The following is a 12,709-nucleotide window of genomic DNA, read 5'->3' on the forward strand; positions in this document are numbered from 1 at the left end:
TGAATGAAATGTCCAAAGTGTTTCCATACTTCATCAAAAGTTATTGAAAGTCGACCAATTGAGGGTGGAAAATCAATTAGACGACGTCGTGAATGTGAGGATTGTGGACATCGGTTTACTACTTTTGAAACAATTGAAGATACTCCAATGTTAGTAGTTAAGAAAGATGGAGCTCGTGAAGAATTTAGTTCAGAAAAAATTCTTCGCGGTATTATTAGATCTTGTGAAAAAAGACCGGTGTCAATGGAACAAATGAATGAGATTGTATCTGAAACAGAAAAAAACGTTGAAAATCAGGATACTGGGAGCCATGAGGTCTCAAGTGAAGCTATTGGTAAATATGTAATGGCAGGATTAAAAAAAGTAGATGAAATTGCTTATATTCGTTTTGCTAGTGTTTATCGTCAGTTTAAGGATATGAATGAATTTTATAGCAAAATGAAAGAACTAATGGGTGATTCTGCGGAATCATCAGAAGAGTAAACAAATGGAAATAACTAACAACAAGATTATTAATCCTAAAACTAGCTATCAGGTTTTTAAACATCAATCATTAGATAATCAGAATCGACAAAGTTTAGATGAATTGTATTTGCCAATTATTGGAAATAATGCTTATGCTTTGATTAATCAACTTTGGCATAGTGATGATCGTGAGCACGAACATTTTGAATTAATGTCTAATCTTGGAGTTGATGGAAATGAATTATATAATGCTAGATTAAAGTTAGAAGGTTCTAGTCTACTAAAAGTTTATGTTGACGAATCTGGAAGTAATAAATATCTTTTAGAAAATCCTTTATCTAGTGTACGATTTTTTAATGATAATCTTTTAAGTGAAGTGCTTTTAGAAATGGTTGGGGAATCTCAATTTCTAAATTTATCACACAAATTATTACCTAAACAATTTGATTTTTCTGCTTTTGATAATCAAACACATAACTTTTTACAAGCATTTTCAATCCGTTCAGAAAATGTTACCAACCAACCAGATATGATTAAGCAAGTCCATGATTATACTGAAGACACTTTAAATAAACAGAATCATTCTAATGATATTAATAATTTGGATTTTGATTTGATTTTGAATATTTTACAAAATTCGTTTGTAAATATAGATGATGTTAAAAAAAACAAATCTTTGTTTAGTTCAACAAAATTATTATATGGAACTGATGAAGTTGAGATGGCTAAAATAATTGAAAAAGCAACAAGTTTAGTAAATAATCATTTTGATGTTCAAAAGTTCAAAATATTAATTTCACGTGCTCATCAAATTCGATTTAATCCGGATAGTCAGCCAGTTATTGTTAAAAATGATGAGTCAGAGATTGAATCCTTAACTAGTCAAGAACGACAACTGGTTAAAATTGCACAAAACACTGCTCCGCTTGTTTTTTTAAATTCACTTAAAAAAGAAAAAAAGGGGTTTGCAACTTCTTCTGAAGAACGTACCATCAGTCAATTAGTCGAGAGAAATGTTTTAAAAAGCGAAGTTATCAATATACTGATTTATTTATTACTAGTTGATAGAGACTATCCCACTTTAAATAAAAATTTAGTTGATACAATCGCTAATGACTGGTTGCAACAAGGTATTAATAGTGCAGATCAAGCTCTTAATGAGATTAAAACTCGTGATAGTAAAATTGATGAAAAAAAGGTTGCTAGAAAAAAACAAAATCAGCGAAAAAACAATATTAGAGAAACATTGCCTGATTGGGCTAAAAATAATACTAAATTTGCTAAAGATGAAGTTATTTCAAAAGAACAACAACATAAAATTGCTGATAAATTAAAACAATTAAAAAAAGACGAGGGGAGTGAAAAGTAGTGGAAGATGTTGGAAAAGAAATGAAGCGAACAATGGAATCGCATAATTTAAAGCAGCAGTATCAAGCAATTTTAAAGAGTATATATGCTGATAAGGATGTAAAAGAATTTTTGAAGATTAATCAAAACAAACTTGATAAAAATGCAGTTGAAAAATCTGCTTCAAAATTGTATGAGTTCGTTAATGAAAAGAAAAAGTTGTTAAATGGACACGGTAATTTTGCTAAAGGATACCAGCCGACCTTAATTTTAAATGATCACTTAATTGACGTATCATATCAGCCGACAAAAGACCACCTAAACTTAGAAAGACAAAAAAAATTAGCTAAGAATTTTAAAACAGTTGGAATGACTGCAGGTATTAAAAATGTTAATTTAGATGATTATGATCAAACAGCTGACAGAGCAGTTGCCCTTGAAGCCTCAATTGATTTTATTCAAGCTTACGAAACTAACCCTAAATCATTTCATAAAGCACTTTATTTATACGGCCCATTCGGAGTAGGTAAAACATATTTATTAGCTGCTGTTGCCCATCGTTTATCTGATGATGGATTTCAAACGTTATTGCTTCATTTTCCAAGTTTTGCAGTTGATATTAAGAATGCTATTAACAATAACCAGGTAGCAGATAAGTTAAATAATGTTAAAAAAGTTCCAGTTTTAATAATTGACGATATTGGGGCAGATGCAATGTCTACCTGGATTAGAGATGATATATTAGGTGTTATTTTAGAATATCGGATGCAGCATGAATTACCAACATTTTTTAGTTCTAATTTTTCAATGGAACAATTAGAACAAGAACATCTTTCAACTACTTCTCGCGGTGATATAGAGCCTTTAAAAGCCAAACGATTAATGGAAAGAATTAAATTTTTAGCTCGTCCTATTCAAGTTAGTGGCCGAAATCGAAGAAATAATTAAGGTTATAGCTTGACATCCATATGGCTGATAGTTAAACTATCACTAAGGATATGGAATGATAATTGATTCACAGAGAGAACAGTATATTTCTGGAAACTGTTTGTTGATTTTATTATTTTACCACCTTACTAAATTAAAAATTAATATGTGGTTAACGAAGATGTTCATATTTATTATGAATAAATTTGGGTGGAACCGCGTCTAATGACGCCCCTGGTATTATAATACCAGGGGCATTTTTTATAGGAGGAAGAAATTATGGCAGAGTTAACCTTTGAATTTCCTGATGGGAATAAAAAAGAATTTAATCGAGGAATTACTGTTGAAGAAATTGCTAAATCAATTTCTGTTAGTCTAGCTAAGAAATCAGTAGCTGGTAAGGTTGATGGAAATTTAGTTGATGTAATGCAACCTTTAGATGAAGGTGGTAAGATTGAAATTATTACTTCTGGATCTGAAGAAGGGCTTCAAGTATTACGTCAAGGAGCAGCACAATTATTAGAAGCTGTAGTAAAAAAAGAATTCCCTGAAATAAGAATTGGGGAAATTTCAGCTGATGAAGATGGTTTTTACGTTGATACTGATAAAGAAGATCGCCAGGTTAGTGCTGATGAATTAGATAATCTTGCTGCAAAAATGAAAAAAGTAATTAAAAATGATGCAAGTGTAAAACGAGTTTATTTAACTAAAGAAGATGCACTTAAAGAGGTTGATGGTGATCCATATCAAGCTAAATTAATTAATCAAATTAATTCAGATAATGTGTTATTTTATGGTATTGATGGGATTTTAACTTTGGCACAAGGAGTAGTAGCTCCTAGTTTGAAAGATTTAAAACACTTTAAATTATTGTCAGTTGCTGGTGCTTATTGGGAAGGAAAATCTTCTAACCCAATGTTACAAAGAATTTATGGAACTGCTTTTTATAAAGAAGCAGAACTAAAAGCAGATTTACAACAACGCCAAGAAGCAAAAGAGCGTGATCATCGTGTGATTGGTAATAATCTTGATTTATTCTTTGTAGATCCTAAAGTTGGAGCTGGACTTCCATACTGGATGCCAAATGGTGCAACTATTCGTCGTACGATTGAAAGATACATTACAGACAAAGAAATCGCTCATGGATATCAACATGTTTATACTCCTGTTTTAGCTAATCTTGATTTATATAAACAATCAGGTCATTGGGATCACTATCGAGAGGATATGTTTCCACCAATGAAAATGGATGATGATGAAATGCTTGAATTACGTCCGATGAATTGTCCTTCTCATATTCAAATTTATAAACATCATATTCGTTCATATCGTGAATTGCCTTTGCGAATTGCTGAATTAGGAATGATGCATCGTTATGAAAAATCAGGAGCTCTGAGTGGACTACAACGAGTTCGTGAAATGACTTTAAATGACGGGCATACCTTTGTAAGTTTGGATCAAATCCAGGATGAATTTAAAAAGATTCTTAACTTAATGATGGAAGTATACAAGGATTTTGATATCGATAACTATACTTTCCAATTAAGTTATCGTGATCCAAAGAATACTGAAAAGTATTTTGATGATGATGAAATGTGGAATAAAGCTCAATCAATGTTGAAAGGTGCTATGGATGATCTTGGTTTAGACTATGTAGAAGCTGAAGGTGAAGCAGCATTTTATGGTCCAAAACTTGATGTGCAGACCAAGACTGCGCTAGGTAATGAAGAAACTTTATCAACTATCCAATTAGATTTCATGTTGCCAGAACGATTTGATCTTCATTATGTTGGTGAAGATGGTAAAGAACATCGTCCCGTTATGATTCATCGTGGGATTGTATCAACTATGGAAAGATTTACTGCTTACTTAATTGAAATGTATAAAGGTGCTTTCCCAACTTGGTTAGCACCTAAACAAGTGCAAATTATTCCCGTTAGCGATGATAAACACGGTGATTATGCTAAAGCTATCAATGAAAAATTACGTGCAGTTAACATCCGTTCCAATGTTGATGAACGAAGTGAAAAGATGGGATATTTAATTCGAGATGCACAAACTCATAAAATACCATATACGATTGTTGTTGGTGATGATGAAGTTAAAAATAATACTATTTCTGTGCGTAAATACGGAGAAGATAACAGTCGCGACTTATCAATGGATGACTTTTTGATGGAAATTTTAAAAGATATTTCTACTTATTCGCGAAATGATGAAAAAGATAGTAGTAAGGTTGACAAAGTTAAATAATCTTGATAATATTAAATAGATAAAAGCAGAGGCTTCCCGCTTCTCGCCTTAGTGATACTGATTGCTGGGCTTTTACGGATTAATGACCTATTTAATAGGTGTAGCGGGTATTCAGCTGAATGCCCGCTATTTTTCTGCTTTAAATATACTTGGAGGTGAACCACCATAGCAAAGAGAGATCAAATGGTCAATGAAGGTATTCGAGCTCATGAAATGATGATTATTGATGATAATGGTAATAAACTTGGTCTGAAGTCAAAACAGGATGCTTTACAAATGGCGGAAGATGCTAATCTTGATTTAGTACTTGTAGCTCCTAATGCAAAACCAGCGGTTGCAAAAATACTTGATTATGGTAAGTATCGTTTTAATCGGCAAAAGAAAGAGCGTGAAGCTCGTAAAAAGCAAAAGACTGTTAGTCTTAAAGAAATTCGTTTAAGTCCTACAATTGACACTAACGACTTTAATACTAAACTTAAAAATGCACAGAAATTTTTAAATAAAGGTGAAAAAGTTAGAGTTTCAATTAGATTTAAAGGACGTGCCATTACGCATAAAGAAATTGGACGTCAGGTTCTTAATAGAATGGCTGATGCAACTTCTGATATTGCAACAGTAACTCAGAGAGCAAAAATGGATGGCCGTAGTATGTTCTTAATGCTTGCACCAAGTAATAAAAGAAAGAACTAGCTTTAACAGCTAATTAAAGAGGAGGAAATTGTTATGCCAAAGATGAAATCAAATCGTGCGGTTGCCAAAAGATTTAAGAAAACTTCTAAAGGTGGACTTAAAAGTGCTCATGCCTTTACTGATCATAGATTCCACGGTAAAACTAAGAAACAACGTAGACATTTACGTGGAACACATACGCTTAGCAAAATTTGGGTTAAGACCTATACTGAACTATTAAGAAAATAATTTAATCTTAGGGGGATTTTAATATGCCACGAGTAAAAGGTGGAACTGCCACACGTAATCGTCGGAAACGTGTTCTTAAATTAGCTAAAGGATACCGCGGTGGAAAACATCGTCTATTTAAAACAGCTAAAGATCAAGTAATGAAGTCACAGGAATATGCTTTCCGTGATCGTCGTAACAACAAAGGTAATTTTAGAAAAATTTGGATTGCTAGAATTAATGCAGCAGCTAGAATTAATGATATTAGTTACAGCAAACTTATGCATGGTTTAAAGGAAGCTAATATTGATATGAATCGTAAAATGTTAGCTGATTTAGCCGTTAACGATGCAGATGCATTCGCTGCATTAGCTGAACAAGCTAAAAAAGCTTTATAATAAAATAAATCTTATTTTAAACTTTCACCATTTTATGTTGGTGGAAGTTTTTTTATTAGAATCTTCCCAATTCATATCCAAATGCTTTAAAATAAAGTAAGTAAATTTAGCGAAGAGAGTGGGTTTGTTATGTTATCATCTTTTAAACCAACATGGATGGTACAAAGTATTTATCATATTTCACCTGAAAAATTAAAAAAACATGGAATTAATACAATTTTGACGGATCTTGATAATACTTTGATTCCTTGGAATAATGCTACTGGCACAGAAAAAGTTATCAAATGGATTGATAAGCTGCATAGTTATGGTATTAAAGTTATTGTCGTTTCTAACAATGATCCCAAAAGAGTTAGAGTTGCTGTGAAAGATTTACAATTACCATTTGTTTCACATGCTCTAAAACCACTTGGAATTGGAATAAAAAAAACTTTAAAGAGCTATCATCTTAAAAAAAATCAGGTAGTAATGGTGGGTGATCAATTAATGACTGACATTTGGGCAGCAAATAATTGTGGAATCGCTAGTATTTGGGTAAAACCATTAAAGTCTAGTGATATGTTACCAACCAAAATCAATCGTTATTTTGAAGCGATTGTTTATAAAATGCTCCAAAATAAATATTCTGACTTGAAATGGAAAGAGGATATTGATTAATGAAAAAAAATGATGAAACAATCATTAATGAAGAGACAAACGAAGAACCATTGTATTGTATTGGTTGTGGAGCAGAGATTCAAACCACTAATCCTAAAGAACCTGGATATACTCCACAATCTGCCGTTGAAAAAGGATTAGATTCAGGGGAGTTATATTGTCAGCGATGTTTTAAATTACGTCATTATAATGAAATCCAACCGGTTAGTATTTCTGATGATGATTTTTTAGAATTATTAAGTAAAATTGGGAAAACTGATTCATTGGTTGTATATGTAGTAGATATTTTTGATGTCAATGGAAGTATTATTCCAGGGATTCAACGGTTTGTTGGAGATAATCCGATTATGGTAGTAGGTAATAAAGTTGATTTATTACCATCATCATTCAAACGAACCAAAGTAAAAGACTGGCTTCGACAAATGGTAAATAAAGCTGGAATTAAACCAGTTGATATTGAATTAGCTTCTGCTAAAACTAATCAATCCGTGGATAATTTATTAGATGCAATTAATAAGTATGAAAAAAATCGTGATGTATATGTAGTCGGGGTTACGAATGTCGGAAAATCCACCCTGATTAATCAAATTATTCACCAAAGTTCTGGAGAAAAACAATTAATTACGACTTCAAAATTTCCTGGAACAACGCTTGATATGATTAAAATTCCACTAGATAATGGCCATTATTTAATTGATACTCCAGGTATTATCCATGAGAGTCAGATGGCACATTATTTATCTCCTAAAGATTTAAAGTATGTTTCACCACAAAAAACAATCAAACCGCGGTCTTATCAACTTAATGAAGGACAAACATTATTTTTAGGTGCATTAGGTCGCTTTGATTATATTAAGGGATCAAAAGCAGGTTTCGTAGTATATGCTGACAATAATTTAATGATCCATAGAACGAAGCTGGAAAATGCAGACGATTTTTTCGAAAAACATGCCGGAGAATTGTTAAATCCTCCAATTGGCAAAGAAAATGTTATTCCATTACAACGACATGAATTTAAGATAACTGATACTTCAGATTTAGTAATTGAAGGATTAGGTTGGATAACTGTCCCTAAAGGATCAATTGTAGCAGGATGGGCTCCTAAAGGTGTCGCTGTTTTGATTCGTAAATCAATGTTTTAAAAGGAGAATGTATGAAATTAACTGGAAAACAAAAAAGATTTTTACGTGCAAATGCTAATCATCTTCGTCCAATTTTTTCGGTTGGAAAAAATGGATTAAATGAAGTTTGGTTAAATGAAGTTATTCAAGCAGTAAATAAACGTGAATTGGTGAAGATAAGTATTCAACAAAGTGCAGACGTTGATGTTGATGATGTTAAACAATTTGTGGAAGATAATAGTGAAATTCAAGTAGTTCAAACAATTGGAAAAACTGTTTTATTATTTAATCAATCAAATAATCCTGCTCATCGCGATATTTCCAATGGGGTTTTTAACTTGTAGGAGTATCAAATGAAACATAAAAAAATAGGTATATTAGGCGGTACATTTAATCCAATTCATATTGGTCATCTTGTGATTGCAGAACAGGCATTGGCACAATTGCAATTGGATAAAGTATATTTTATGCCCGATTTTATTCCGCCACATATTGATGCTAAAACAGCAATTGCTGCCAAAGATCGCGTTAATATGATTAATTTAGCCATTGAAAATAATGACCAATTTGGAATTGAAATGAATGAAATAGAGCGTGGCGGAAAAAGTTATAGTTATGATACAATGATTAACTTAAAAAAAGCACATCCAATGAATGAATATTATTTTATTATTGGTGGAGATATGGTATCGTATTTGCCAAAATGGTATCGAATTAAAGATTTACTTTCATTAGTTACGTTTGTTGGAGTTGATCGTCAAGGTAATTCGCATATGTCAAAATATCCAGTGAAGTGGATTAAAGTTCCAACCATTGCTATTTCATCTACATTTATACGGGATAGTATTAAAAGTAATAAAAATATTATATATTTAGTTCCAGATAAAGTTTTAACCTATATTAAGGAGCATCATCTTTATGAATGAAAATAAATTAGATTATCAAAAGTATTCATCATATAGTAGAGACGAAATTATTGCTAAAATGAAAAAAGTTTTAAAGCATGAGCGGTTTGAACATTGTTTACGAGTTGAGCAGGTTGCAATCGATTTAGCCAGAGAAAACGAATTTGATGAAACTGTGGCTGGGTTAGCAGGATTGGTTCACGATTATGCTAAACAACGTTCTTCCAATGATTTTGAAAAAGCAATTTATGAATACCATTTAGATCTTGACTTGCTAAATTACGGAAAATCAATTTGGCATGGATATGTTGGTTATTTATTTGTTCAACACGAATTAGGTATTAATGATGTTCGAATTTTAAATGCAGTTAAATATCATACGATTGGCGCTCCTGATATGGGCATTTGTGCGCAAATTGTATACATGGCTGATTATATTGAACCTAATCGAACTTTTGCAGGGGTAGAAGAAGCACGTCGTCTGACACATGATAATTTATGGCGGGGTGTGGTATATCAAAATCAAAATACTATGGATTTTTTAATTAAAAAAGGGAAAGCAATTTATCCGGCTGCAGTTATTGCTTATAATTCGATTGTAGCAGGCATCAAATAGGAGAATTTATGGATAACCAAGAAATTTTACAAATAATAGTTAAAGCAGCTGATGAAAGAAGAGCACATGATATTGAGGTTCTCAAGATTGAAAATCTTAGTGTTATGGGAAGATATTTTGTTATTATGGATGCTAGTTCTGAGCGACAAGTTAAAGCAATTTCTAACAATATTATTGACCATTTAAATGAAAATCATGTAAAAATCATCCATTTAGAGGGAAAAGATAATGCCAAATGGATTTTGATTGATTTAGGAGATGTAATTGTCCATGTCTTCACTTCAGAAACACGTGAATTTTATAACTTAGAAAAATTATGGGCAGACGCGATTGTTGAAGACATATCTGATTGGATAACCGAGGATTAAAAATGATTTACAGTAAATTTGCAACATTTTACGATGAATTATTTGATAATCAATTATATAAGCGTTGGTTTTCTTTTGTTGCTAATAATGTTAAATCAGATGCTTCTCTATTAGATTTGGCCTGTGGAACTGGACGTCTACTTGTTATTTTGAAGCAAGAACATTATCAAGTAGTGGGAGCTGATTTATCTGATGACATGCTGACAATTGCACAAATGCATTTATCTGAAAAGGATTTTTTTGATACTGAATTGATTCAAGCTAATATGTTAGATTTAAATGGTTTAACTAATTTTGATGATATTATGTGTTTTGACGACTCAATTTGTTATTTAAATAATATTGATGAAGTTCAAGAGATGTTTAGTCAAGTCCATGAGCATTTAAATAAGGGTGGTAAATTTTTGTTTGATGTCATAACCCCTTATCAAACTGATATTAAATATCCAGGATATATGTATAATTTTCATGATCAAGATCATGCATTTATGTGGACGACATATACTGGGGAACAAATTCATTCTGTTGAGCATGATTTATCATTTTTTGAATACAATGAAAAAATTAATGCTTACGATGAATACAGTGAAACTCATAAAGAACGAACTTATGAATTAACTGAATATAAAAATGCCTTAAAACTAGCAGGATTTAATAATATTAAAGTAACAAGTGACTTTGGAGAGCAAAAAATTGATGATAAAACTACTCGTTGGTTCTTTGTTTGTGAGAAAGTATAATGAAAAAATTAAAAGCAGTAGGGATTATTGCCGAATATGATCCGTTTCATAACGGTCATTTATTTCAACTTAAGACCGCAAAAGAAAAAACTAATGCTGATTTAGTAGTAGTGGTAATGAGCAGCAATTGGACCCAACGAGGGGAACCCGCAATTTTTGATAAATGGACCCGTACACAAATGGCATTGGATAATGGGGTTGATTTAGTAATAGAATTACCAATTCAGGACGCAGTCCAGCCAGCTGGTATCTTTGCTACTCAAGCTGTTAAATTAATTAATTATCTCCAATGTTCATTTTTATCTTTTGGAAGCGAGCATGCTGATTGGGATTTTAATCAATTTAAAAAAGTCAATTTAAATTTTGAGTTATCGTTTCATAAAGACTATCGAAAAACTTATCCCCAAGTGTTTAATCAAGCGCTTCAAGAAAATTTAGGATTGGAAATCAATAATCCCAATGATACGTTAGGATTTTGGTATGCTCAGGCAGCTCAAAAATTTAATTCTAATTTAGAATTAGTTCCAATCGATCGAAAAGAAAGTAATCATAGTGATGAAAATTTTTCAAAGGAAATTTCAAGCGGGAAATCAATTAGAATGGCAATTAAAAATCAACAAAATGATTATTTGACTTATCTTCCTAAATCATCTATTAATCCTAACAACTTAAAACCGCTATTTTGGGATGATTTTTGGCCATATTTAAAATATGAAATTACCCAAATTTCTTTATCTGATTTAAAAGAAATTTATCAAATGACTGATGGGTTAGAATATCGATTCAAGAAAATGGCACTTAATGCTAACACCTTTATTGAATTTGTCGATGCAGTTAAAAGTAAAAGGTATACCTATACTAGAATTCAAAGACTATGCGTTTATGTTTTGTTTAAAATGACAGTTCAAAATATAAGTGAATGTGATAGTTGTCTTAGAATTTTAGGAACTAATCAAATTGGACGTCAATATTTAAAGCAAATTAAACATGAATGTCCAGTTCCAATTATTTCAAAGATAGATAAAAATGCTTTTGAAAATCAGCTTTATTTAGAGTGTAAAGCAGGGACTTTAACAGAGATGGTTAATGGAAAGCAACAAGATTTATTTCAACACTCGATAATAATTTGATGAATAGCTATCAAGGAGCAGTCCTTGACATTAGATTTTTTTCTAAGTATAATTAAAACTGTTGCATTGGAGGTTATTTTATGAAATGGTCCTTTGAAAATTTACAAGGATATAAAGACAAACCTTACGAGGAATCTGCAGTCCTTGATTTAAAACAGGATTTAAAAGAACGATATCCAGATGAGATTTTAGATGCAACTCCACTTAATGTTTCGATTTCAAGTATTGCCAATGATGGTGATGTGATTATTGATGCAGACATTAAGGGAAGTATTACTGTCCCATCTTCAAGATCATTAGTGCCAGTTGAAATCCCGCTAGATTTTCATGTTAATGAAGTTTATGTAAATACTAATGCTGCTTTAAATCGTTATGATGAAGAGGTGGTTGCTTTGTTAATTGATGAATCTGGAATGATTGATTTTGATAAGGCTGTTGTAGATAATGTGATTGTTCAAATTCCAATGCAAGTTCTTTCTCCAGATGAAAAGAATGGAAAACAAATGCCATCTGGAAATGACTGGAATGTTGTTTCTGAAGATGATTTTGACCATCAAAAGGAGAATGCTAAAAAAGTTGATCCACGTTTCGCAAGTTTGAAGAATTTTTATTCTTCTAATAATGACGAAACTTAATAATTCACTAGTGGAAATTAAGCAAAGGGAGGTTATTAATAATGGCTGTACCAAAGAGAAAAACTTCTAAATCAAGAAGAGATAATCGTCGTGGACACATTAAATTGTCAGTTCCTGGCATGAGTCCATGTCCTAATTGTGGTGAACTCCGCAAATCACACTATGTATGTCCTAGTTGTGGATATTACGATGGTAAAGAAGTAGTTGCTAAAAAAAGTAACTAATTAAATTAAAGAATCTCGAAAGCACC

17 protein-coding genes and 1 other annotated feature are annotated in these 12,709 nt (G+C 31.8%); all 17 genes read left to right on the forward strand.

What is annotated here, in order from left to right; genetic code table 11:
• The first annotated feature begins 3 nt into the window (after positions 1-3).
• Positions 4-483, forward strand: a complete 480-nt coding sequence (nrdR, locus tag BHU33_RS01395) for a transcriptional regulator NrdR (RefSeq protein ID WP_054646257.1) — start codon at positions 4-6, stop codon at positions 481-483.
• 4 nt (positions 484-487) lie between these two features.
• A complete protein-coding gene (locus tag BHU33_RS01400) occupies positions 488-1,834 on the forward strand; it encodes a DnaD domain protein (protein ID WP_054646256.1) in 1,347 nt (448 codons plus the stop codon).
• Complete coding sequence (dnaI, locus tag BHU33_RS01405) at positions 1,834-2,760, forward strand: primosomal protein DnaI (RefSeq protein WP_056997635.1); 927 nt, start codon at positions 1,834-1,836, stop codon at positions 2,758-2,760. The genes BHU33_RS01400 and dnaI overlap by 1 nt, the downstream gene beginning before the upstream one ends.
• A 258-nt stretch (positions 2,761-3,018) precedes the next feature.
• The gene (thrS, locus tag BHU33_RS01410) at positions 3,019-4,992 is read left to right on the forward strand and encodes a threonine--tRNA ligase (protein WP_056997634.1); all 1,974 of its coding nucleotides are present in this window, start codon (positions 3,019-3,021) and stop codon (positions 4,990-4,992) included.
• A gap of 17 nt (positions 4,993-5,009) precedes the next feature.
• Positions 5,010-5,133 (forward strand) — a sequence feature (ribosomal protein L20 leader region).
• A 42-nt stretch (positions 5,134-5,175) separates the two neighbouring features.
• Complete coding sequence (gene infC, locus BHU33_RS01415) at positions 5,176-5,682, forward strand: translation initiation factor IF-3 (protein WP_054646254.1); 507 nt, start codon at positions 5,176-5,178, stop codon at positions 5,680-5,682.
• A gap of 33 nt (positions 5,683-5,715) precedes the next feature.
• Positions 5,716-5,910, forward strand: coding sequence for a 50S ribosomal protein L35 (gene rpmI / locus BHU33_RS01420; RefSeq protein ID WP_054646253.1), 195 nt, complete (start codon positions 5,716-5,718; stop codon positions 5,908-5,910).
• 23 nt (positions 5,911-5,933) lie between these two features.
• Positions 5,934-6,287: a 50S ribosomal protein L20 gene (gene rplT, locus BHU33_RS01425; RefSeq protein ID WP_054646252.1), complete on the forward strand. Its 354-nt coding sequence runs from the start codon at positions 5,934-5,936 to the stop codon at positions 6,285-6,287.
• Between the two features lie 129 nt (positions 6,288-6,416).
• Positions 6,417-6,944 (forward strand): YqeG family HAD IIIA-type phosphatase, encoded by a 528-nt coding sequence (locus BHU33_RS01430; protein WP_056997633.1) that lies wholly within the window; start codon positions 6,417-6,419, stop codon positions 6,942-6,944.
• Positions 6,944-8,086: a ribosome biogenesis GTPase YqeH gene (gene yqeH / locus BHU33_RS01435; RefSeq protein WP_056997632.1), complete on the forward strand. Its 1,143-nt coding sequence runs from the start codon at positions 6,944-6,946 to the stop codon at positions 8,084-8,086. The genes BHU33_RS01430 and yqeH overlap by 1 nt, the downstream gene beginning before the upstream one ends.
• 11 nt (positions 8,087-8,097) lie before the next feature.
• Positions 8,098-8,409: a ribosome assembly RNA-binding protein YhbY gene (yhbY, locus tag BHU33_RS01440; RefSeq protein ID WP_056997631.1), complete on the forward strand. Its 312-nt coding sequence runs from the start codon at positions 8,098-8,100 to the stop codon at positions 8,407-8,409.
• Positions 8,410-8,418: 9 nt separating this feature from the next.
• Entirely contained in the window at positions 8,419-8,991 is a 573-nt protein-coding gene (locus BHU33_RS01445) for a nicotinate-nucleotide adenylyltransferase (protein ID WP_054646250.1), read from the forward strand.
• On the forward strand, positions 8,984-9,586 hold the full coding sequence (yqeK, locus tag BHU33_RS01450) for a bis(5'-nucleosyl)-tetraphosphatase (symmetrical) YqeK (RefSeq protein WP_056997630.1): 603 nt from the start codon (positions 8,984-8,986) through the stop codon (positions 9,584-9,586). The genes BHU33_RS01445 and yqeK overlap by 8 nt, the downstream gene beginning before the upstream one ends.
• Before the next feature lie 8 nt (positions 9,587-9,594).
• Positions 9,595-9,954, forward strand: a complete 360-nt coding sequence (gene rsfS / locus BHU33_RS01455) for a ribosome silencing factor (RefSeq protein ID WP_054646249.1) — start codon at positions 9,595-9,597, stop codon at positions 9,952-9,954.
• Between the two features lie 2 nt (positions 9,955-9,956).
• Positions 9,957-10,694, forward strand: coding sequence for a class I SAM-dependent DNA methyltransferase (locus tag BHU33_RS01460; protein ID WP_054646248.1), 738 nt, complete (start codon positions 9,957-9,959; stop codon positions 10,692-10,694).
• Positions 10,694-11,824, forward strand: a complete 1,131-nt coding sequence (locus BHU33_RS01465; protein WP_054646247.1) for a nucleotidyltransferase — start codon at positions 10,694-10,696, stop codon at positions 11,822-11,824. Before BHU33_RS01460 ends, BHU33_RS01465 begins: the two co-directional genes overlap by 1 nt.
• Before the next feature lie 80 nt (positions 11,825-11,904).
• Positions 11,905-12,459: a DUF177 domain-containing protein gene (locus BHU33_RS01470; protein WP_054646246.1), complete on the forward strand. Its 555-nt coding sequence runs from the start codon at positions 11,905-11,907 to the stop codon at positions 12,457-12,459.
• A gap of 41 nt (positions 12,460-12,500) precedes the next feature.
• Positions 12,501-12,683 (forward strand): 50S ribosomal protein L32, encoded by a 183-nt coding sequence (rpmF, locus tag BHU33_RS01475; protein ID WP_054646245.1) that lies wholly within the window; start codon positions 12,501-12,503, stop codon positions 12,681-12,683.
• Positions 12,684-12,709: the final 26 nt, after the last annotated feature.

The organism is Fructilactobacillus lindneri DSM 20690 = JCM 11027, from assembly GCF_002907375.1.
GTDB lineage: Bacteria > Bacillota > Bacilli > Lactobacillales > Lactobacillaceae > Fructilactobacillus > Fructilactobacillus lindneri.